The organism is Corynebacterium mycetoides (genome assembly GCF_900103625.1).
Lineage (GTDB): Bacteria > Actinomycetota > Actinomycetes > Mycobacteriales > Mycobacteriaceae > Corynebacterium > Corynebacterium mycetoides.
Map to the genome: position 1 here is coordinate 64,337 of NZ_LT629700.1, position 20,299 is coordinate 84,635.

Annotated in this window: 19 protein-coding genes, 2 pseudogenes and 1 riboswitch; of the genes and pseudogenes, 11 read left to right on the forward strand and 10 right to left on the reverse strand. The window is 67.4% G+C overall.

Going from position 1 to position 20,299, the window contains the following annotated elements:
• Positions 1-24: 24 nt before the first annotated feature.
• The gene (locus BLS40_RS00330; protein WP_092147245.1) at positions 25-2,124 is read right to left on the reverse strand and encodes a helicase-associated domain-containing protein; all 2,100 of its coding nucleotides are present in this window, start codon (positions 2,122-2,124) and stop codon (positions 25-27) included.
• Between the two features lie 53 nt (positions 2,125-2,177).
• Here BLS40_RS00330 and BLS40_RS00335 point away from each other — a divergent pair, with 53 nt between their 5' ends.
• Positions 2,178-2,372 (forward strand): hypothetical protein, encoded by a 195-nt coding sequence (locus BLS40_RS00335; protein ID WP_092147248.1) that lies wholly within the window; start codon positions 2,178-2,180, stop codon positions 2,370-2,372.
• Between the two features lie 61 nt (positions 2,373-2,433).
• Here the strand turns inward: BLS40_RS00335 and BLS40_RS00340 are convergent.
• A pseudogene (locus tag BLS40_RS00340) lies at positions 2,434-3,186 on the reverse strand (IS256 family transposase); the annotation flags it as partial.
• 299 nt (positions 3,187-3,485) lie between these two features.
• On the opposite strand from BLS40_RS00340, the pseudogene BLS40_RS00345 reads away from it, so the two are divergent.
• Positions 3,486-4,883 (forward strand): annotated as a pseudogene (locus BLS40_RS00345) (YeeE/YedE thiosulfate transporter family protein).
• Here BLS40_RS00345 and BLS40_RS00350 read toward each other — a convergent pair.
• Positions 4,880-5,521: a resuscitation-promoting factor Rpf1 domain-containing protein gene (locus BLS40_RS00350; RefSeq protein ID WP_092147251.1), complete on the reverse strand. Its 642-nt coding sequence runs from the start codon at positions 5,519-5,521 to the stop codon at positions 4,880-4,882. The pseudogene BLS40_RS00345 and the gene BLS40_RS00350 overlap by 4 nt on opposite strands.
• Before the next feature lie 12 nt (positions 5,522-5,533).
• Positions 5,534-5,688: riboswitch (cyclic di-AMP (ydaO/yuaA leader) on the reverse strand.
• A 234-nt stretch (positions 5,689-5,922) separates the two neighbouring features.
• Between BLS40_RS00350 and BLS40_RS00355 the strand changes: the two genes are divergently transcribed.
• Positions 5,923-6,306 (forward strand): cold-shock protein, encoded by a 384-nt coding sequence (locus BLS40_RS00355; protein ID WP_092147254.1) that lies wholly within the window; start codon positions 5,923-5,925, stop codon positions 6,304-6,306.
• Positions 6,307-6,318: 12 nt separating this feature from the next.
• On the opposite strand, the gene BLS40_RS00360 is transcribed toward BLS40_RS00355, so the two are convergent.
• Both BLS40_RS00360 and BLS40_RS00365 read right to left on the reverse strand, forming a co-directional pair.
• Complete coding sequence (locus BLS40_RS00360; protein WP_092147257.1) at positions 6,319-6,813, reverse strand: DUF2771 domain-containing protein; 495 nt, start codon at positions 6,811-6,813, stop codon at positions 6,319-6,321.
• A gap of 11 nt (positions 6,814-6,824) precedes the next feature.
• The gene (locus BLS40_RS00365; RefSeq protein ID WP_092147260.1) at positions 6,825-7,643 is read right to left on the reverse strand and encodes a glutaminyl-peptide cyclotransferase; all 819 of its coding nucleotides are present in this window, start codon (positions 7,641-7,643) and stop codon (positions 6,825-6,827) included.
• 19 nt (positions 7,644-7,662) lie between these two features.
• On the opposite strand from BLS40_RS00365, the gene BLS40_RS00370 reads away from it, so the two are divergent.
• A complete protein-coding gene (locus tag BLS40_RS00370) occupies positions 7,663-8,376 on the forward strand; it encodes a DUF3027 domain-containing protein (protein WP_407922409.1) in 714 nt (237 codons plus the stop codon).
• 5 nt (positions 8,377-8,381) lie between these two features.
• Here the strand turns inward: BLS40_RS00370 and BLS40_RS00375 are convergent, their stop codons facing one another.
• Positions 8,382-9,068 carry a hypothetical protein gene (locus BLS40_RS00375; RefSeq protein WP_092147266.1) on the reverse strand — a complete coding sequence of 229 codons (687 nt, stop codon included), beginning with the start codon at positions 9,066-9,068 and terminating at the stop codon, positions 8,382-8,384.
• Between the two features lie 94 nt (positions 9,069-9,162).
• Here BLS40_RS00375 and BLS40_RS00380 point away from each other — a divergent pair, with 94 nt between their 5' ends.
• Positions 9,163-10,599: an NCS2 family permease gene (locus BLS40_RS00380; protein WP_092147269.1), complete on the forward strand. Its 1,437-nt coding sequence runs from the start codon at positions 9,163-9,165 to the stop codon at positions 10,597-10,599.
• 1 nt (position 10,600) lies between these two features.
• The gene (locus tag BLS40_RS00385) at positions 10,601-11,422 is read left to right on the forward strand and encodes a TrmH family RNA methyltransferase (protein ID WP_092147271.1); all 822 of its coding nucleotides are present in this window, start codon (positions 10,601-10,603) and stop codon (positions 11,420-11,422) included.
• Here the strand turns inward: BLS40_RS00385 and BLS40_RS00390 are convergent.
• Genes BLS40_RS00390 through serC form a run of 3 tightly spaced genes read right to left on the reverse strand, consistent with a single transcriptional unit; the run spans position 11,419 to position 14,322 of the window.
• Positions 11,419-12,270, reverse strand: coding sequence for a DUF6928 family protein (locus BLS40_RS00390; RefSeq protein ID WP_092147273.1), 852 nt, complete (start codon positions 12,268-12,270; stop codon positions 11,419-11,421). The two genes, BLS40_RS00385 and BLS40_RS00390, sit on opposite strands and share 4 nt — an antisense overlap.
• Positions 12,271-12,278: 8 nt before the next feature.
• Positions 12,279-13,148 (reverse strand): septation protein SepH, encoded by an 870-nt coding sequence (gene sepH, locus BLS40_RS00395; RefSeq protein WP_092147275.1) that lies wholly within the window; start codon positions 13,146-13,148, stop codon positions 12,279-12,281.
• A 43-nt stretch (positions 13,149-13,191) separates the two neighbouring features.
• Positions 13,192-14,322 (reverse strand): phosphoserine transaminase, encoded by a 1,131-nt coding sequence (serC, locus tag BLS40_RS00400; protein ID WP_092147280.1) that lies wholly within the window; start codon positions 14,320-14,322, stop codon positions 13,192-13,194.
• Positions 14,323-14,528: 206 nt separating this feature from the next.
• Here serC and BLS40_RS00405 point away from each other — a divergent pair, with 206 nt between their 5' ends.
• The 5 genes from BLS40_RS00405 to BLS40_RS00425 all read left to right on the forward strand — a co-directional run bounded on the left by BLS40_RS00405 (position 14,529) and on the right by BLS40_RS00425 (position 19,311).
• Positions 14,529-15,824 carry a citrate synthase gene (locus BLS40_RS00405; protein ID WP_092147283.1) on the forward strand — a complete coding sequence of 432 codons (1,296 nt, stop codon included), beginning with the start codon at positions 14,529-14,531 and terminating at the stop codon, positions 15,822-15,824.
• A gap of 54 nt (positions 15,825-15,878) precedes the next feature.
• Positions 15,879-16,238 carry an FKBP-type peptidyl-prolyl cis-trans isomerase gene (locus tag BLS40_RS00410; protein ID WP_092147286.1) on the forward strand — a complete coding sequence of 120 codons (360 nt, stop codon included), beginning with the start codon at positions 15,879-15,881 and terminating at the stop codon, positions 16,236-16,238.
• 20 nt (positions 16,239-16,258) lie between these two features.
• Positions 16,259-17,104 carry an aldo/keto reductase gene (locus BLS40_RS00415; protein WP_092147289.1) on the forward strand — a complete coding sequence of 282 codons (846 nt, stop codon included), beginning with the start codon at positions 16,259-16,261 and terminating at the stop codon, positions 17,102-17,104.
• A gap of 268 nt (positions 17,105-17,372) precedes the next feature.
• Positions 17,373-17,651 (forward strand): DUF485 domain-containing protein, encoded by a 279-nt coding sequence (locus BLS40_RS00420; protein ID WP_231908531.1) that lies wholly within the window; start codon positions 17,373-17,375, stop codon positions 17,649-17,651.
• A 4-nt stretch (positions 17,652-17,655) separates the two neighbouring features.
• Positions 17,656-19,311: a solute symporter family protein gene (locus BLS40_RS00425; protein ID WP_092147296.1), complete on the forward strand. Its 1,656-nt coding sequence runs from the start codon at positions 17,656-17,658 to the stop codon at positions 19,309-19,311.
• Positions 19,312-19,365: 54 nt separating this feature from the next.
• On the opposite strand, the gene BLS40_RS00430 is transcribed toward BLS40_RS00425, so the two are convergent.
• Complete coding sequence (locus tag BLS40_RS00430) at positions 19,366-20,277, reverse strand: DUF1906 domain-containing protein (protein WP_407922420.1); 912 nt, start codon at positions 20,275-20,277, stop codon at positions 19,366-19,368.
• Positions 20,278-20,299 lie beyond the last annotated feature (22 nt).

The window sequence follows — 20,299 nt, forward strand, 5'->3', positions numbered from 1 at the left end:
AACGACACTACAGTTAAGGTGAGACTATTGCAGTGCGACCTTCGTGATGCGGGGAAGCGCGACGCGCACGACGGTGTCCGTGCCCTCGTCGAGCGCGTCGACCTGGCCCGCGGTCACGGACAGCGGAAGCACGGTGCGCTGCTGGCCGCGGCCGTTTTTGTCCACGTACCCGATGGCCACGTGCCGGCGCGCCCGAGCGGCGGCGTGGAGGGTGGGAAGAAAATCGCCGGATTCGGGCTCGCTTGACAGCGGCGCCCGCAGCGCCGCGAGCACAGCGTCAACGTGGGCGTCGTCCACGGCGCGGGTGCGTGGCATGGTCGAGGGCGTGGACGCAACCAGCTGCGGCTCGGGGGTGAGGTTCAGCGTCGCGCCCTGGTCGTCCTCGGCGGCCGGCTGGAAGCCCTTCTCGCGCAGTAGCCTGAGCAGCTCGGGCAGCGGAATGTCCGCCACCGCGGCGGTGGGCGCGAGTACGCGCAGGCCGGGCAGTGCGCTCGCCGCGGAGGCGAGCAGCGCTTCGTCGGCGCAGCGCAGGTAGCTCAGCGCCGTGCCCGCGCGCAGGGTGCCGTGGTGGCGCGCTACGTCGTTGATAAGGAAGGTCATCGCGCTGGGCACCTCCCCGACGCAGTGCGCGGCTAGCCAGCCGCGAAGCTCGTCCGCGGTGCGCCCCGCACCCAGCGCTCGGCGCACCGAGGCGTCGGTGACGCGGTACACGCTGGCCACGCCGGGGGATTCGAGGTCCGCGAACGACTCGATGAACGCCGTCATGTCGGGAGCCAGCGGCCCCGGCGCGAGGATGGTCATGTCCGCCTGCGCGATGACGTAGTTCACCTCGGCGGGCACGAGCTGCCGGGTCGCCTCGGTGGCGTCGCGGGCGTCGCGGCCGTGGATAAGCGCTAGCGCTGGCTCGGAGGCGGCGTTGTCGGCGAGCGCGCCGACGGCGTGGCCCTCGCTCACGATCGCGCTGAGGACCTCGGGGGCGAGCCCGGCGGCGAGGAGCGGCATGAAGTGGTGGAGGTCCGCCTCCAGGTCGGCGCGGGTGCGCGGCCCGCGGGCGAAAAGCGTGACGACGCCCACCCGGGCGCCCCGGATCTCCGGCGCCCGCGTCTCCTCGGAGAGCAGGCGGGCACCGGCCTCGGTACGCCACGGCGAGGCCAGCCACCCCGACAGCATAAGCGCCCACTGGTCGGCGAGCGGCGCGTCCAGCCAGGCCAGACCGTCGCGGCTGGCGGCTAGGGAGCCGGTGTCACCGCCGTCCACGCTACCGCGGCCGATGAGCCCCGCGGCCTCCGCGACCGTAATGGGCAGGGCGGGGTCGAAGCCGAGGGCCTTGGCGAGGCCGGAGACGGAGCGTACGCCGACGCTGCCGTCCTTGTTCAGCGCGACGGGATCGGCCAGGAGGTGGGTCAGCAGCTGGCGCGTGCGGCGCACGAACTCGAGGCCGGCGGCGGTGGCGGAGGCCCGCACCGACTCCCAGTCGGCGGGTTCGGCGGGGGTGCGGGGCACCAGCGGGTAGTGGCGCGCGGAGCCGCCGCGCAGGGCCTCGCGGACGGGACGCGGCAGCCGCACGGTGTTCGCGTTGACGCGCACTAGCAGGCCCAGCGAGATCAGGTGCGGCACGGGCAACGCGGGGTCGGCGTCGGGGGCGGCCGCGCGGGTGGTGCCGGTGGAACCCGCCGCCGCGAGCGTTTCCAGCACTTGGCGCTCGCGGGGGGTGATCTCGCCCAAGAGGTCTGCGAGGTTGTCGGGGGCGGTGTCGATGATCCTCCACCCCGGCGGGAGCGCGGAGAGGACGCCGGGGCTGACCGTCACGGCGCTGTCCGGGCCCACGATGAGCGCGTGCTCCCGCAGGTGGGCGGCGGCACCTGCCCCGTCAAACGGCAGCCCAAGGGAAGTTATGTCGACGGGGTCCAGCTCCGCCCCGCGGTCGCCCAGTGTCTCGAGGAGTGCGATGTCGGCGGCCGTGAGGCGTCGCAAAGCGCGCGCGATCGACCCCGGGAGTGCGAGCCGGGTGGCCAGCGACGCGAGCGACGGCGGGGTGGGGAAGGTCGCGTCGGGGCGGGAGCGGATGAGCGTGCGGAGCTCATCGTCGCTCATGGCGGAGAGGGCGGAAAGCAGGGCAGACATTGTGGGGGTTAAGTTTACGTGCGTTTCGGCGGCGGACATGAAACAATAAGTCCATGGCTTCCAACGTTGACAAGATCGGCCGCGCAAACCCGGCGTGGCCCGAGCACACCCCAGGTAACGGTCACCCGGTGACGGAGATCTCCTCGAAACTCGCGGGCGCCTCCAGCCCGTTCGGCGACGACCTCGTTCTGCCCCGCCCCTACGAGGAAACCGGCTACGTCCACCCGACGACGCGCATCAACCGCTAGCTGCGGGTTTACGGGCCTCCGCGCGTGCGGAGGCCCTTTTCCGCGGGTTAAGTAGCAAAAAGTGTGCACCGCGGTTGGCCAGATCTGCGCAGACTGATGCCCAGAATGCGGCGCCTTCGTTATCGGCGATCCACAATCCCAGGATGTGTTTGATGCCGTCCATGTCGACACCGACAGCCATGTAGCAAGACTTGTTGACCACGCGGTGGCCATCGCGGATTTTTACGCGTAGCGCGTCGAGGAAGATCACTGGGTAGAACTCGTCGAGCTGGCGGTTTTGCCAGATCATGACCTCTTCTAACACCGCGTCGGTAATGGTGCTGATCGTATCTGGGCTCATATCCACCCCGAGGGTGGTGGCGAGGTGGTGCTGAATATCGCGCACGGTCATCCCACCGGCTTACAGCGAGATGATCATGTCGTCGAGCTCGGTCAAACGGCGCGACCCCTTCGGCACCATCTGCGGGGTGAACGTGCCGGCACGATCCCTCGGCATGGTCACTTCCACCGCGCCGTAGCCAGAATTGACGGTCTTGGTGTACGACCCGTTGCGGTGATTGCTCTCCTGTGCGGTTTCCACCCGGGCCTTCGCCTTACGGTCGGCATGGCCGTAGCCCAAATGTGCATCCATCTCCGCCTGCAGACCGGCGTTGATCGATGCCTGCAACAGGCCTTTGACGAGGTCGCTTGCATCATCAGCAGTGGTAGACAGTTCGCTTATCAGGCTGGCGAGCTCAGAATTTTCCATCAGCTTCTCGCTGATCTCGTTAACCCTCGCCGGGTCGTGGCCTTTCTTCGGTGACACCGTAGTCATTATCGGTGAAACTCCCTTTCAATCAGAGCCTCACACACAAATTTCCTGACACCCTCGTAGTCACCTCAGGAAGTGAACCAGCCGGCTAGTACCACACGCGAATGAGAATCCGTGGATTGAACCAAGAACAGCCAAAGTAACGATAACCACGTTATTATCGGCTGCTTTATGCCACCTACCCAGCAGGAACACTGAAAAGCAGACACACTTTCTGCTACTTAACCCTTTTCGTGCCGGTTGTGAACCAAGCGGTCTACACCCCCTAGACAAATTAGTCCGTTCGGGGTACGTTCCCATGCATGCTCATATCCGGATTAGGTATCGGCGCCCTGCTCGGCGCGATCATGCAGCGGGGGCGCTTCTGCGTCACCGGCATGCTGCGTGATGTTTTCCTGCAAAAGAAGGGGCGCGGACTCGTCGCCCTGTTCATCGTCATTTCTGTCCACGCCGTCGGCCTAGCCGCGCTCACCTCCCTGGGCGTGATCGCGCCGGAGTACCGCGCCTTCCAGCCGCCGGCGGTCATCCTCGGCGGGTTCATTTTCGGCCTGTCCATCGTCCTGGCCGGCGGCTGCGCGTCCGGGACGTGGTACCGCTCCGCGGAAGGCCTCGTCGGCTCGTGGTTCGCCCTGATCTTCTACGGCCTGTCCGCAGCCGCGATGAAGAACGGCGCGCTGCACGGCTTTGAAACGTGGATGAAGCAGTGGGACACGGAGCTGACCACCCTGCCGCAGACGTTTGGCGTCTCCGCATGGTAGTTCGCCATTCCACTCGCGCTCGGCACCGCGTGGGCCGTGCACCACTACCTCGCCCAGGACGCGGCGCGCCCCAAGGTGACGCTTGACCAGCCCTGGTACAAGAAGGCGCTGCACCCCTACATCGCCGGCGCGCTCATCGGCGTGCTCGGGGTCATCGCGTGGCCGTTGTCCGCCGCCACCGGGCGTAACGACGGCCTGGGCATCACCACCCCGACAGCCCACGTCGTCTCCTACGTCACCACGGGTGACCCGAAGTTCATCAATTGGGGCACGCTGCTCGTGATCGGGCTGTTCATCGGCGCGTTCATCGCGGCGAAGGCGTCCGGGGAGTTCCGCGTCCGCGTGCCGGACGCCACGACGACGGTGCGCGCCATTATCGGCGGCATCGGCATGGGCGTCGGCGCTGCCCTCGCCGGCGGATGCACCGTGGGCAACGGCATGGTCCAGACCTCGCTGTTTAGCTACCAGGGCTGGGTCGCCCTCGGTTTCATCGCGCTCGGCGTGTACGTGGGCACCAAGGTGTGGCTGAAGCCCTCGGCGGCGAAGCCCGCTACCGCCGGCACCTACACCACCGACGACTCGATCCGCTCGGCGGAAGATGCCGTCATCGGCGCGCCGTCCGCCGGCGGGTACCAGGTGGCCACGGGGCTTGTCACCCTGCCCGCGGCGCAGAAGCAGGAAACGAAAGCGCGCCCGCTCGGGGACGGGCGCTACAAGCTCGACACCTTGGGCGCCGTGTGCCCCTTCCCGCTCATCGAGGCGAAGGATGCCATCAGCGAGCTGGAAGACGGTGAGAAGCTGGTGATCGACTTCGATTGCACCCAGGCCACCGAGTCCATTCCCCAGTGGGCCGCCGACAGCGGCCACGGGATCGAGAACTTCGTGCAGAACCGCGACGCCGGCTGGCAAATCACGGTGGTCAAGGGCGCCGCTGCGGTCTAGCGGCCGGTGATCTGGGCGATCACGGCGTTGATGTCGCCGGACAGGATGGCGTCAATCAGCGCCTTGTTGGCCAGGTAGAAGTCGTTGTAGTTGTCGCGGTTGGCCGCGTACGCGGTATGGATCTGAACCGGAACCGCGATGTTGTACTGGTTCAGTTTCGCCACGACGGCCTTGTACAGGGCGTCCACGTGGTTGGTCTCCGGCTGCGTGGAGGCAACAATGGGGGCCGCGGACTCGACGACGGGTGCCGGCGCGGCCGGCACGTCGCGGTTGGTGGGCGCGGAGTTCAGCCCGAGGCGGGCGGAGCAGGCTGGCCAGGCGCCCCATCCCTGGCCAGCCAGGGTGCGCTCGCCGACGATGATCTGCTGCTCGCGGGTCGCCTGGTGCGCGTAGGGGGCGAACTGGTCGCCGCCGTACGCGCGCCACGTCGACGCGGAGAACTGCAGCCCGCCGTAGTAGCCGTTGCCGGTGTTAATGTGCCAGTTGCCGCCGGCCTCGCACTGCGCGAGCCGGTCCCAGTCCGAGTCGGGCGCGGCGTTGGCGGCCGGGGCGGCGATGCCGGTGAGTGCGGCTGCGGCCGCGGCGCCGGCGAGCGCCCTCTTGGCGCCGGATGCGGTCTGCTTAAAGTGGCGTCCCATGTAAAACGTGTGTCCTCTCTTATTAACCGCCTGCGAAGTTAGCTGTCGGGTTCTGGCTGAAGGTGCCAGGCCGCGTGCGCGGCTTCACCCCAAGGAGTGTCCTCCTGCGCGTAGCGCGATCGGGTTCTCCGCTTCTGTCCTTGTGAAGTTTTCGGGGAAGTACGTAGGGCCGGACAGAACTCGGCGTGGCCTTGCGGCGACTATATCGGTCTATAACGATTGAGTCACGCTGGAGACACGAATCGGGCGAGATTGCGGGAAATCTCCTTTCGGAGATGGCGCTTTTGTCCAGTTCAGGATAAGCGTGACACAATTAGGTGAAGTGGGTCACATATGAAAAGTGGCGCGGAGAAAAGCGCCCCGGAGAGTAATATGAGGGCCTTTGACAGGAAGGAAGACGCATGCCCGTTGGAAAAGTGAAGTGGTACGACGCCGACAAGGGTTTCGGATTCGCCTCAAACCCCGGCGGCGAGGACGTGTTTGTGGGAAAGGCCGTGCTGCCCGAGGGGGTCGATGAGCTCGTCGCGGGACAGCGCATTGAGTTCGACTTCGCCGCCGGACGCCGCGGCCCGCAGGCGCTGCGCGTCCAGGTTTTGGAGACCCCGAAGAGGCGCGTCGCCCACCGCTACAAGCCCGAGGAACTGAATAAGCTCCTGGGGGACATGATGACGGTGCTGGAAACGCAGATCCAGCCCGCTCTGGTGCAGGGGCGCTACCCCGATCGCGCGCACGGCAGGCAGGTCGCCGAGATCCTACGGGCGGTGGCCAAGGAGCTCGACGCCTAACGCGCGGCGCGGTTACGCCGCGTCGTCGAAGGCGACGGACCAGGTGGCCACAACGGGGGTTTCGTTGCCGGAGTCGTCGGCATCGACAGCCAGGGCTGACACCTCGACGACGACGAGCGTCGCGTCGTTCTTGACGGCCTCGACGGTGCCCTCGGTTGCCTCCCCGGACTGGAAGATCTGCTCGTCGTTGGCGGCGGGGTCGTCGTAAATGCTCAGCAGCCGCCAGCTCGACGCCGCGATGTCGTGGGGCACCGTCACCGTCACCGGCTGCGACGGGTCGAGCTGCATCGTCGGGGGCTCGTCGCCCACGCACTCCGCGTCGAGCTCGCAGACCGTGTACGGCTCGACGCCCAGCGTCTGCGCCGCCGTTGACACCTCGACCTGGACCTCGCGCACCGGGCGCGACGGCTTGTTGCGCTGCCAGTCCGCCAGCAGATAGAAGCCCGCAACCAGCACGACCGCGCTGACAACGAGGATGGCCAAGAGCTGCAACGGCTTCGTTCTCATGGTGGTCAACCTTACTTCGCCGGTTCGAAGCGGACCCTGTAGAGATCGGGCCACCGCTTGCCCGCGAGGTAGAACTCGTCCGTGCCGGGGATATGCGCGATGCCGTTGAGCACGTTGTTCGGGTCCGGGGCCGCGTTGTTGGGCAGCCCGGAGGCGTCGATGACCGCGGTGACGTCGCCGGAGGAGGCGTCGATACGCATGATGCGCGAGGTGAGGAACACGTTGGCGTAGATGTCCTCTCCCACGCACTCCAGCTCGTTGAGGCGGTCAACCTCGCGGCCCTCGAGAGTGACGGTGAAGCGCTCGCGCTCCTCCAACGTGTCCGGGTCCATCCGCCGCAGCTGGGAGGTGCCGTCGGAGAAGATGACCTCGCCCGGTCGCGCGCACAGGCCCCAGCCTTCCCCGCCGTAGCGCGCCCGGCCGATCTCGTCCAGCGTGTCCGCGTCGCGCTTGATGGCCACCCCGTCCTGCCAGGTCAGCTGCCACAGAGTGTCGCCGACGCGCGTGATTCCCTCGCCGAAAAACGCCGGGTCGACCTCGCCGCTCGCCAGGACCTCGCCCGTCGGTGTGGAGCGGTAGATGCGCGACTCGCCGACCTGGCCCGTGCCCACGTAGAGCGAGCCGTCCGGCGCGACCTCGAGGCCCTGGGTGAAGCTCGTGGGGTCGAAGTCCACGCGCTGTTGGACGACCGCGACGAGCTGTTCCACGCGGGGCCCGCTTGCCGACGCCTGCTGTGGCGCCCGCTCCGGCGCCGCGCAGGCAGTAACGAGCGAGACGAGCGAGACGAGCGCGACCGGCAGGGCTGCGGCGGAGAGTGGGTAGCGGGGCATGACCTCTATACTAAGCGTCGTGACACAGTCCAAGAACCGCAGCAACCCCCTCCTCGGCCGCAGCGCCGTCGCCGCCGCCCGCGACGCGCTCGCGGAGATCGCCGAGGGCGAGGTCGGGGCGCACATGGGTGTCTCGGCGGTGACGGCGAACGTGGCCACGCACCGCTTCGAGGCGGACGTGCCGGGCTACCCCGGCTGGGAATGGAACGCCGTGGTCGCGTGCGCCACGGGATCGAACTGGGTCACCGTCAACGAAGTGGCCCTCGTGCCGGCGAGCGCCGCGCTGCAGGCGCCCGACTGGGTGCCCTACTCCGAACGGCTGCGCCCGGGCGACCTCGGCCCCGGCGACGTCATGGAACCCGCGCCGGACGATCACCGCCTGACCAGGGATTCCTTTGACGCCTCGGCAGTGACCTTCGTCGGCCGCGAGACGGCCCAGTACCTGACTAAGACGGGGCTCGAGGAAGCGAAGCAGCGCTGGCGCACCGGCGATTTCGGCCCCACCAGCGAATTCGCGGAGCAGGCGGCGATGCACTGCCGCACCTGCGCGTTCTACGTTCCCCAGGGCGAGCCGATCGGGGAGAACTTCGGGGTGTGCGTCAACGAGTACTCGGCCGACGGGCGCGTCGTCGCCTCCAGCTACGGCTGCGGCGCCCACTCCGAGACGAAGGTGGCCGACTCCGACCTCGGCGAGGCGGAGAACCTCTTTGACGACGAGCAGCCGGTCTTCTAAATCTGCTAGATCTGCGCCGACCGTAGCCGGCGCAGCTCGTTGACGTCGCGGTGGGTGGGCACGCCCTCCCGCTCCACGGTGCTGCGCCCGGCGGTCAGCGCGCCGTACTCGCGCCGCTGCGCGACGAGCCTTGCGCCGTAAATCGGGTCCACCACCCACGTCTCCGTGCGCACCAGGTCGTGGGCCTTGAATCCGTCCGCAGACCGCACGATGCCGCACCCCGCATCCGCGAGGATCTCGAGTACCCCGTCGAGTGCGATGGAGGGGGTCGTCGCCGGGTGGGAGGAGACCGTGACCGCCCCGCCGGCGACCGTGAGCAGGGGAGAGAAGACGGACTGGACCACGCGGGAGGAGGCGTCGGCAAGCAATGCTTCGTGGGTGGGAAGGCCGACGAGGATGCTGCGCTGCCAGCCCAGATCCGGGCCGTTGCGCTCGGGGTGGGCGCGCTCATCGCGCACGGGCCGCGCCTCGACCGTGATTTCCAGCGGAGCCGGCGCGAGCGGGCGCAGGGCCACCGCGACGGAGCCGCGGGAGACCTCGAGCACCACGCGCCGGGTGCCGGTGATCGTGGACAGGCGGACGCGCAGCCGGTTGACCTCGGCCGAAGACACCCCCAGGTCGCGCAGCGCGCGGGCGTAGGCGGGGGCGTCGATGACGGCTCCGTCGGCGACCACAAAGGTGAATACGTGCACGGCGTTTCCTGTGTTTTCGGTTTGGATTTTGCCTGAGACGGTGCAAGGCTATGACAGGAAAATTTCATCATCCCGTCAGACAAGGGGCATCGTCGTGAGTTCTAGAACCAGCTGGCTAGACCGATACTTCCATATCTCCGACCGCGGCTCGACAGTAGGCACGGAAATCCGCGGCGGCGTGGTCACGTTCTTCGCCATGGCCTACATCGTCTTGCTCAACCCGCTGATCATCGGCACCAGCCCCGACCGCGAAGGCGTCGTCTTGGGCATCCCGCAGGTCGCGGCCGCAACCGCGCTCGCGGCCGGCGTGATGTCCATCCTCTTCGGCGTGGTGGCCAAGTACCCCTTCGGCATCGCCGCCGGGCTTGGCCTGAACACGCTGGTGGCGGTCACGCTCGTCGGCCAGCAGGGCCTGACTTGGCCCGAGGCGATGGGGCTGGTGGTCATTGACGGCATCATCATCTGCATCCTCGCCATCTCCGGCTTCCGCTCCGCCGTTTTCCGCGCCATCCCCGACTCGATGAAGGTGGCCATGACCGTGGGCATCGGCATGTTCATCGCGCTCATCGGGCTTGTCGACGCCGGCTTCGTGCGCCGCATCCCCGACGCCGCCATGACCACCGTCCCGGTGCAGCTCGGCATCGGCGGCTCGATCGCCTCCTGGCCCACCTTTGTGTTCATCATCGGCCTGATCATCAGCGGGTTCATGGTGACCCGCAACATCCCCGGCGGCCTGTTCATCGGCATCGTCATCACCACCGTCATCGCGCTGATCGTCGAGGCTCTGACCGGCTCCGGCTCATCCGCCGATGACCCGCGCGGCTGGTCGCTTGCGGTGCCCCGGATGCCCGACTCCCTCGGCGGCGTGCCCGACCTGTCGATTGTGGGCAACATCGACTTGGTCGGCGGGTTCGTCCACGCCGGCGTGGTGGCGGCGTCGCTGCTCGTGTTCACCCTCGTGTTGGCGAACTTCTTCGATGCGATGGGCACCATGACCGCGCTGGGCCGCCAGGGCGGGCTTGTCGACGCCGACGGCAACCTGCCCGGCTTCAAGCGCGCCCTCGTCGTCGAGGGTGTCGGCGCCGTCGTCGGCGGCGCCGCCTCCGCGTCCTCCAACACCGTCTACGTCGACTCCGCCGCCGGCATCGCCGACGGCGCCCGCACCGGCCTGGCCAACGTGGTCACCGGCCTGTTGTTCCTGGCCGCGATGTTCTTCACCCCGCTCTACGCCGTCGTGCCCATCGAGGCGGCGGCCCCCGTCCTCGTGGTCGTGGGCGCGCTCATGATGATGCAGATCGGCCAGATCGAATGGAACTCCTTCTACATCGCGTTCCCCGCCTTCCTCACCATCGTGACCATGCCGTTTACCTACTCCATCGCCCACGGCATCGGCGTCGGGTTCATCGCGTTCACGCTCATGGCGCTGTTCGCGGGCAAGCGGCGCGAGATCCACTGGATCATGTGGTTTATTTCGGCACTGTTCGTCCTGTTCTTCGCGCACGGGCCCCTGATGGCCGCGCTCGGCGCCTAGCATGCGCACGCGTATCGACGACCCCGCGGACGCGCGGCTGGACGACATCCGCGACCTGAAGCACTCCGACGCGCGCGAGGGACTCGTCTACGCGGAAGGGCCCCTGATCTGCGGCCGGCTGGTGGAGTCCCGCTTTCCGGTGCGCTGCGTGGTCGGCTTCGGCGGGCGCCTGGACAGCTTCCTCGCCGAGCACGGGGAACAGCTCGCCGCCGGCATCCCGGTCTACGAGGTGTCGCGCCCCGTCCTGGCCGAGGTGGCCGGCTACGACATGCACCGCGGGCTGCTCGCCGTCGCGGACCGTCCCGCGCCCATGAGCGTGGGCGACGTTATTGCGGGCGCGCGGACGCTGCTCATTCTCGAGGGCGTGGGCGACCACGAGAACATCGGCTCGATGTTCCGCAACGCCGCCGGAATGGGCGTCGACGGCGTGCTTTTCGGCGCCGGCACGGCCGACCCGCTCTACCGCCGCAGCGTGCGCGTGTCTATGGGCCACGCGTTGCGCATGCCGTTCGCGCACCTGCCCGGCACGGTGACCACGTGGCAGCGCTCCCTGGACGAGTTGCGGGACTCCGGTTGGCGGCTCGTCTCGCTCACCCCGGCGGAGACGGCCGAGCATCTCGCCGACGCTCTCGTGGATGCCACCGGCGCGCCCTGGGAGAAGGTGGCGCTACTCGTGGGAGGGGAGGGGCCTGGGCTGACGGAACACGCCATGCGCGCCACCGACATCCGGGCCCGCATCCCGATGGCCCCGGGCACCGACTCGCTCAACGTCGCCACGTCAGCCGCTATCGCCTTCTACGAGCGCCAGCGCAGCCTGCGCTAACGGTCCGAGTGCCGGATGCGCTCCTTGATCGCCGCCGCCAGGGACCTCGCGCGCCGGGACAGGGTGCGTCCGATGCGCCGGGCCGCGGCCAGGGAGGCGTCGGCAAACTCGGCGAACTCCCCGCCCTCGTCGTCGGCCTCGGGGGCGACGTAGTCGTCATACCCCATGTCCTTCTCGGCGAACCGGGTGGCGACCTCTCCCACCGTCTTCGTTGCCGACTTCTTCGCGGGCGCGGCGATCTTGGGCTCCGGGCGGCCGTCGACGGCGAAGCCGACGACATTGACGTCGGGGCCCTCCGGAGCCACGTCGATGCCTAGCCACGCCTCCTGCGCCGCCCGCGCGAGCTCCTTCGGGATGAAGGGAAGAGAGATCCCGCCGAGTTGTTCGGTGGTCTCTCCCGACCAGTACGGCGCCTCGAACGGCTCGGGGAGGCCCACGTCCTCGAACACGGAGCCGCGGGTGGCCGCGAACGCGCGGCGCAGCTGGTCGCCCGAGAAGTGGGCGAAGCCCGCGAAGTCCGAGTCAGTGCCCTCGGCGAAAATGTACGTGTCTGCAGAGGGCAGGGCGGTGCGCAGGAAGTCCGCGGTCTCCGAGACCGTGTCGACGGCCTCGACGAATGTCTGCACGACCGCCACGGACGGGTAGCCGGCGATGTAAAACTCGGCGCGGCCCGGCGTGGACGACCTGTTCAGCGGGAATTCCCCGATCGGGGTGATCGGCCAGGCCGGGTTGATCTGCGCGAGCAGCTTGCGCCCGAAACCGCGATCCGCCTTCGGCTCGGCCGCCAGCACCTCGCCGGGAGTGGGCGTGTCCACGAACCAGAACGTCATCACACAGGGGAAGGCCATCGCCGCACTCACTTCCGGGGCCGTTTCGTGTTGGTGCGCACACCGAGCAGGACGTCCTCCCAGTGCGGGGTGACGGCCTTGCGGCGCCGCTGCTGTGGCTGCTGCCCCTCTTCGGGGTGGCGGAGGAAGTCGCCCTCCACGATCTCCGCGTCGGGCTGGGCGCCCGTCTCCGGATCGTCTTCGTTCTCCGCGCTGTACGCGGTGTTATCTCCGTGGGGCTCCGCCTCGACGGCGGTGAGCGATCGCACGGGCTGGACAAAGTCCGGGTCGGTCATGTCGGCGGCGACGTTGTTGCGGGCCTCCGTGGTGGCCGCGGACCCCATGGAGCGCTTGAATGACCACAGGCCCTCGTTCTCGCTCAGCCCGGTTTTCCAGCGCACGTGGATGACCCAGTCGTCTCCGGCCTCGCGGGTCGCGTCCCACTCGGCCGCCGACAGGGAGCCACCCCGGGCCGCGAACGCGGTGGCCAAAATTTCGAAGAGGGTGAGCTTGGCGGGGCCGTTCTCGCGCAGGGGGTGGGATCGTTTGGCCGCCTCGGCGACCTGGAAGCGCTCCAAGATCACCGGGTGGGCGTAAGGCTCGATCCTGCTCTCCGCCACGCCCATCTCGTCCGCGAGTTCCTTCTGTGAGGCCCCGGCGCGGATCCGCGCCTGGATTTCGTTCGGGCGCAGCGACAGGGGAGTCGACAGCAGCGGGTCGGGCGCGATCGAGTCGTACACGGGGGAGGCCTCGTCCGGCGCGTCCGGCTTTACGTGCCCGTCTTGCTCTGCGGCCTCGGCGAGTTCCGCGCGCGCGAGCTGGTACCGCGTCCCGTCGTTATCCCGCAGGACGAGGAACGTCTCTGTTGATTCCTCGGCGGCTACGTGCAACTCGCGCATCAATGCTCCTTTTAAGCTTGTTCCACTTCACCCTAGCCGATGCCTAGCGTCCGACGCCCTGATCGAGCAGGTAATCTATCGCGCCGGTGAGCTTGTCCACGTCCGCTGAGTCGACGGCGGGGAACATGCCGATGCGCAACTGGTTGCGGCCGAGCTTGCGGTAGGGCTCCGTGTCCACGATGCCGTTGTCGCGCAGCGCCTGCGCCAGGGCGGCGGCGTCGACGGAGTCGTCGAAGTCGATGGTGCCGACCACCAGCGAGCGCTTGGCGGCATCGGCGACGTACGGGGTGGCCAGCTCGTGGTTGTCGGCCCAGCCGTAGAGCGTCTGCGCGTTAGCGGTGGTGCGCGCAACCATGCCGTCGAGCCCGCCGTTGTCGTTCATCCACCGCACCTGGTCCGCCAGCATGAGCAGCGTGGCGACGGCCGGCGTGTTGTACGTCTGGTTCTTCCGCGAGTTCTCCACCGCCGTCTGCAGGTCCAGGAACGCCGGGATGAAGCGTCCGGAGGCCTTGACCGACTCAATGCGCTCTAGGGCTGCGGGGCTCAGAGCCGCCAGCCACAGCCCGCCGTCGGAGGCGAAGCATTTCTGGGGGGAGAAGTAGTAAATGTCCACCTGGGACATGTCGACGGGGAGGCCGCCGGCGCCGGAGGTGGCGTCGACAAGCACGAGGGCGTCAGTGCCCTCCGGTCGAACGACGGGCACCATCGCGCCTGTCGACGTCTCGTTGTGCGCCCAGGCGACAACGTCCGCGTCCGCCCCGGCCAGCTCGGCGGTCCCGGGCGCGTCGCCCGGGGCGGACTCCACGATGTGGGGCGCGTCCAGCCACGGGGCGGTCTTCGCAGCCTTTGCAAACTTGGAGGAGAACTCCCCGAAGCTCAAGTGGGCGGACTTCTTCTCGATCACGCCGAACGTCGCAGCGTCCCAGAACGCCGTCGCGCCGCCGAGGGAGAGGACGATTTCGTAGCCGTCGGGCAGGTTGAACAGCGCGGACATGCCTTCCCTGATCTCCCCGACGACGTTCTTGACGGCCGGCTGGCGGTGGGAGGTGCCGATCACCGTGTCCGCGCCGCGCACGATCGCGTCGATCTGGCCGGGGCGGACCTTGGACGGCCCGCATCCGAACCGGCCGTCAGCAGGCAGATATTCGGAGGGGAGGGTAGGGAAGGTGCTCATGAAGGCCCCAATCTGTCGGAGGTAAGCGTGGTGTCGCATACTATCACCTCACAGGCTCTGAAACCCCTGTCTGATGTGGTGGGGGCGGAAAACGGGTAATCATGTCGTGCGCATCACAAGCTTTGCTAGGATTAGCTTTTGACGCTCCCACCGGGCGAGTGTGGCTCGACGGGATGCCCAATTACTCTATTGAGGAAAGGTTTGCAGTGGCTACTGACAACAACGATAAGGTCGTGCTCCACTACCCGGGTGGCGAGTACGAAATGGACATCAAGCGTGCCACCGAGGGCAACGACGGCTTCGAGCTAGGAAAGCTGCTCGGAGAGACCGGCCTGGTAACCTTCGACCCCGGTTACGTATCCACCGGCTCCACGGAGTCCAAGATCACCTACATCGACGGCGACGCGGGCATCCTGCGCCACCGCGGCTACGACATCGCGGACCTGGCCAACAACGCCACCTACAACGAGGTGTCCTACCTGCTCATCAACGGTGAGCTGCCGACCACCGACGAGCTGGAGAACTTCAACTCCGAGCTGCGCCACCACACCCTGCTGGATGAGGACTTCAAGGCCGCGTTCAACATCTTCCCGCGCAATGCTCACCCGATGGCCGTCCTCGCGTCCTCCGTGAACATCCTCTCCGCCTACTACCAGGATCAGCTCGACCCGCTGGATGAGGAGCAGCTGGACAAGGCCACCGTGCGCCTGATGGCCAAGGTGCCGATGCTGGCTGCCTACGCCTACCGCGCCTCCAAGGGCAAGCCCTACATGTACCCCGACAACTCGCTGAACCCGCGCGAGAACTTCCTGCGCATGATGTTCGGTTACCCGACCGAGCCGTACGAGGTCGACCCGGTGCTCATCAAGGCCCTGGATAAGCTGCTCATCCTGCACGCCGACCACGAGCAGAACTGCTCCACGTCCACGGTGCGCATGATCGGCTCCGCGCAGGCCAACATGTTCGTCGCCGTCGCCGGCGGCATCAACGCCCTGGCCGGCCCGCTGCACGGCGGCGCGAACCAGGCGGTGCTGGAGATGCTCGACGACATCAAGAACAATCACGACGGCGACGCCACCGACTTCATGAACCGAGTGAAGAACAAGGAAAAGGGCGTCCGCCTGATGGGCTTCGGCCACCGCGTGTACAAGAACTACGACCCGCGCGCCGCCATCGTCAAGGAGATCGCGCACGAGGTGCTCGATCACCTCGGCGGCGACGAGCTGCTGGATCTGGCCATGAAGCTGGAGGAGATCGCGCTGAACGACGACTACTTCATCTCCCGCAAGCTTTACCCGAACGTCGACTTCTACACCGGCCTGATCTACCGCGCGATGGGCTTCCCGACGAACTTCTTCACCGTCCTGTTCGCCATTGGCCGCCTCCCCGGCTGGATCGCCCACTACCGCGAGCAGCTCTCCATGAACTCCAAGATCAACCGCCCGCGCCAGATCTACACCGGCGCAACGCAGCGCGAGTTCGTCCCGCGCGCCCAGCGCTAGTACCTGTCCCCGACAAGGCCCCCACAAGGACGCCACAAGGAGTTGCCTTTTTCCATGGAAAAGCCCACGATTGACATCCCGCAGGAGCCGGCGCCCGTCGACCTCGTCATCAAGGACGTCGTGGTCGGCGACGGCACGGAAGCCGTCGAAGGCGGGTTTGTCAAGGTCCACTACCTCGGCGTCGACTACGAGACCGGGGAGGAGTTCGACTCCTCCTGGGACCGTGGCGAAGCCGCCGAGTTCCCGCTCGCCGGCCTGATCGAGGGCTGGCAGGAGGGCATCCCCGGCATGAAGGTCGGAGGCCGCCGCGAGCTGACCATCCCGCCGGAGAAGGCCTACGGGCCGGCCGGCGGCGGGCACCCGCTGGCCGGGCGCACGCTCGTGTTCGTCATCGATTTGCTGGAGGCGAGCTAACTTCCGGCATAATTGAGGGCATGGATACGAACACAGTTAAGACAGTTGCCCTCTCAAACGGCATTGAGATGCCACTCCTCGGTCTCGGCACCTACAAACTCACGGTGGCCGAGACCGAAAACATTGTCCGCACAGCCATCGAGCTGGGCTACCGCCACATCGACACCGCCGCCTTCTACGGCAACGAGGAGGAGGTCGGCCGCGCGATCAACGCCGCAATTTCCGCCGGCGACGTCACGCGCGAGGAGCTCATCGTTACCACCAAGCTCTGGAACGACGATCAGGACCGCGTGGAGGACGCCTTCCACGAGTCGCTGACCCGCCTCGACCTCGACTACATCGACATCTTCCTCGTGCACTGGCCGTGGGCGCAGCGCGGGCTCTACGTAGAGGCGTTCAAGCGAATCGCCAAACTGAGCGAGGCGGGTAAGCTTCGCGCCGCCGGCGTGGCCAACTTCTATCCCGAGGTGCTCGACCGGATCATCACCGAGACGGGAGTCGCCCCCGTTCTCAACCAGGTGGAGCTGCACGCCGGGTTCACGCAGCCCGAGCTACGCGCCTACCACCGCGAGCACGGCATCCTCACCGAGGCGTGGGCGCCGCTCGCGCGCGGAAAGAACTTCGATGAGCCGGAGATTCGCGCCGTGGCCGACGCCCACGGCGCGACCCCCGCCCAGGTGTCGCTGGCGTACCTCATGCAGCTGGGGTGCTCCGTCATTCCGAAGACGGCTAACCCGCAGCGGCTCGTGGAGAACTTCGGGGGCGCCAGGATCGAGCTCACGCAGGAGGACGTCGACACGCTCGACCGCGTCGCGGGCGGCCGGATGTACGCGGATCCGAGGGAGTTTCCGGGGGACGTCAAGTAGCTAGACCTCGAGAGGGGGTAGTTGCCGCGTCCATACTTTCCGCAGGCTAACTACCCCGACGGGGGTGGCCCCGAAAATTGTTTATGCTTTAACTAGCAAACGTTGCATGGGATCCTGTGACTTCCGATAAATTTTGTGTGTCCAGTTATAACGAACACATGTGAGAGCCTTAGGCGTCTCGTGTGGACAGCACAGAAAGGATGGGGCCGTGTCAGGATCGACCGCAATCCCCACCCGGAGAGAACCGACTCCGGACGAGTTCGTCGCCATGCAGCGCAGCGAGGAGTTCCAGGAGCTCCGCAAGACCTACCGCGGCTTCACCTTCCCGGTGTCCGTCGCCTTCTTCGTCTGGTACCTCTTCTACGTCGTCGTGGCGACGTTCTTCCCGGAGACCATGGCGCAGCCTTTCCTCGGGATGAACGTCGGTATCTGGCTGGGTATCGCCCAGTTCATCACCACCTTCTTGATCACGTACGTCTACGTGCGCTACGCCAACAAGAACATCGAGCCGCGCGCGGCCCACATCCGCGAAGAAATGGAGGGCTAGAACTATGAGCACCGTGTACCTAGCCCAGGAGGCCGCCAAGCCGGAGGGCGTAGGCAACCCCGTCCTCAACATCGCCATCTTCGCCGTCTTCATCATCGTCACGATGTTCATCGTGACCCGTGCCGGCAAAACCACCTCGGAGTCCGCGGACTTCTACACCGGCGGCGCCTCTTTCAGCGGCACCCAGAACGGCCTCGCCATCGCCGGCGACTACCTCTCTGCGGCGTCGTTCCTCGGCATCGTCGGGTCCATCGCGTTGACGGGCTACGACGGGTTCCTCTACTCCATCGGCTTCTTCGTCGCGTGGCTCGTCGCCCTCCTGCTCGTCGCGGAGCCCCTGCGCAACGTGGGGCGCTTCACCATGGCGGACGTGCTGTCGTTCCGCCTGCGCCAGAAGCCGGTGCGCGTCGCCGCCGCTTTCGGCACGCTGTTCGTCTCGCTGTTCTACCTCATCGCGCAGATGGCCGGCGCCGGCTCGCTGGTGTCCGTGCTGCTCAACCTGCACTCCTTCTCGGCCCAGGCGGTGTGCGTCGTCGTGGTCGGCATCGTCATGATCGCCTACGTCCTCATCGGCGGCATGAAGGGCACCACGTACGTTCAAATGATCAAGGCCGTGCTGCTCATCAGCGGCGTCGCCATCATGACCGTGCTGGTTTTCGTGGCCGTCAAGGGAGGCATGAACACCCTGTTCACGGAGGCCGTTGATTCCCACGCGGCGTCCGAATACATCCGGGAGAAGGGCTACGAGGCGAGCGCGATCATGGCCCCCGGCCTGAAGTACGGCGCCACCGTGACCAGCCAGATCGACTTCATCTCGCTCGGTCTCTCCCTGGTCCTCGGTACCGCCGGCCTGCCGCACGTGCTCATGCGCTTCTACACCGTGCCCACGGCGAAGGAAGCCCGCAAGTCCGTCACCTGGGCCATCGTGCTCATCGGCTCCTTCTACCTGCTCACCCTCGTGCTGGGCTACGGCGCTGCCGCTCTCGTCGGCCCGGACCGCATCCTCGCGGCGCCGGGCGGCGCCAACGCCGCGGCTCCGCTGCTCGCCTTCGAGCTCGGCGGCTCCATCTTCATGGCGCTGATCTCCGCGGTCGCCTTCGCCACGGTGCTCGCCGTGGTCGCGGGCCTGGCCATTACCGCCTCCGCCTCGGTCGCCCACGACATTTACGACGCCGTGCTTCGCGACGGCACCGCCTCCGAAGAGGAGCAGGTCCGCGTCTCCCGCGTCACCGTGGTGATCATCGGCATCGTCGCCATCGTCCTGGGCATCCTCGCGATGTCGCAGAACGTCGCCTTCCTGGTCTCGTTGGCCTTCGCCATCGCGGCGTCCGCGAACCTGCCGACGATCCTGTACTCGCTGTACTGGAAACGCTTCAACACCACGGGTGCCGTGGCGTCGATGTACACCGGCCTGATCACGGCCCTGGTGCTCATCGTCCTCTCCCCGGCGGTCTCGGGCGCCCCGTCCGCCATGTTCCCGAACGCCGACTGGTCGATCTTCCCGCTGACCAGCCCGGGCATCGTATCCATCCCGCTGGCGTTCCTCGCCGGCATCATCGGCACCTACCTGGGCAAGCCGGACAACATGGAGGCACTGCAGGCCGAGATGGAAGTCCGTTCGCTGACCGGCGTCGGCGTCGAGGCCCCGGTCGACCACTAGTTACCATTCAGCGAAAAAAGACCCGCCGCGGCGGGTCTTTTTTCGTGCGGTGCTCTAGGGGAGGAACGCCCTGGCCTGGGCGATGGCCTGGTCGATGGTGGCCGGCAGCTGAGCGGAGAGCTGCGAGGAGAGCTGGGACGAGCCCTGCAGCAGCTGGTCCACCGGGATCGCGGGCAGCGCCGGGGCGGCGGGGGCGACCGGGGAGGCCTGGCCCGGGGTCCACTGCCCCCAGTCCGCGGTGTAGACGTTGTTGATGTCGCAGACGACGCCGTCGATGGTGGTCTGCCACTTTGCCACCTGGTGGATGTTGGCACGCGGGTGGATGCGCCCGTTGGAACCCCAGTCGTGCATCCAGTAGAAGGAACCGATTCCGTCCTCGGACGCCCACTGGATGCAGTTGTAGTTGCCGTAGACGCCGGTGAGGTAGCCCGCGGCCGTCAGCGCCGCGCTGAACGCCCGCAGGTAGGGGCGGATCTGGTTGTCGTACTGGGGGCGGGTCGGGTTGTCGTCGATGGCGATGTAGATCGGCCGCCCGGTGGGTCCGCCCGCGGCCCGGTGCAGGTGGATGGCCTGGGGCGCGTGGGTCGCGGCGGCGGCCGCCCCGCCCAGCCAGTCCGCGGTTTGGGCGCGGCCGAACTGGTAGACGGATGCGGTCGCGAGCCCGTTGGCTTTGAAGTCCTGGGTCTCGGCGAGCGAGACGGGCTTGCCCAGCATCCACGTCGCGTCCGGGCGCGGCTGCGAGACGTAGCGCACGGCGCCGAGATGCCCGGCCGCCTTGACGGAGCGACCGGAGGGTACGCCGGCGGAGTAGTCGAGCACGGTGCCCACCACGGCGCGCTGGGCGTGGGCGGATGGGGCGAGTCCGGCGGTGGTCACGGTGCCGGCCGCGGCGGCCAGGGCCGCGGTTTTGAGGAATCGGCGGCGGTCAAGGGGGGAGTGGGGCATGGAGTCCTCCAAAAGAGACATCATCTTTCACACGAATTTACTC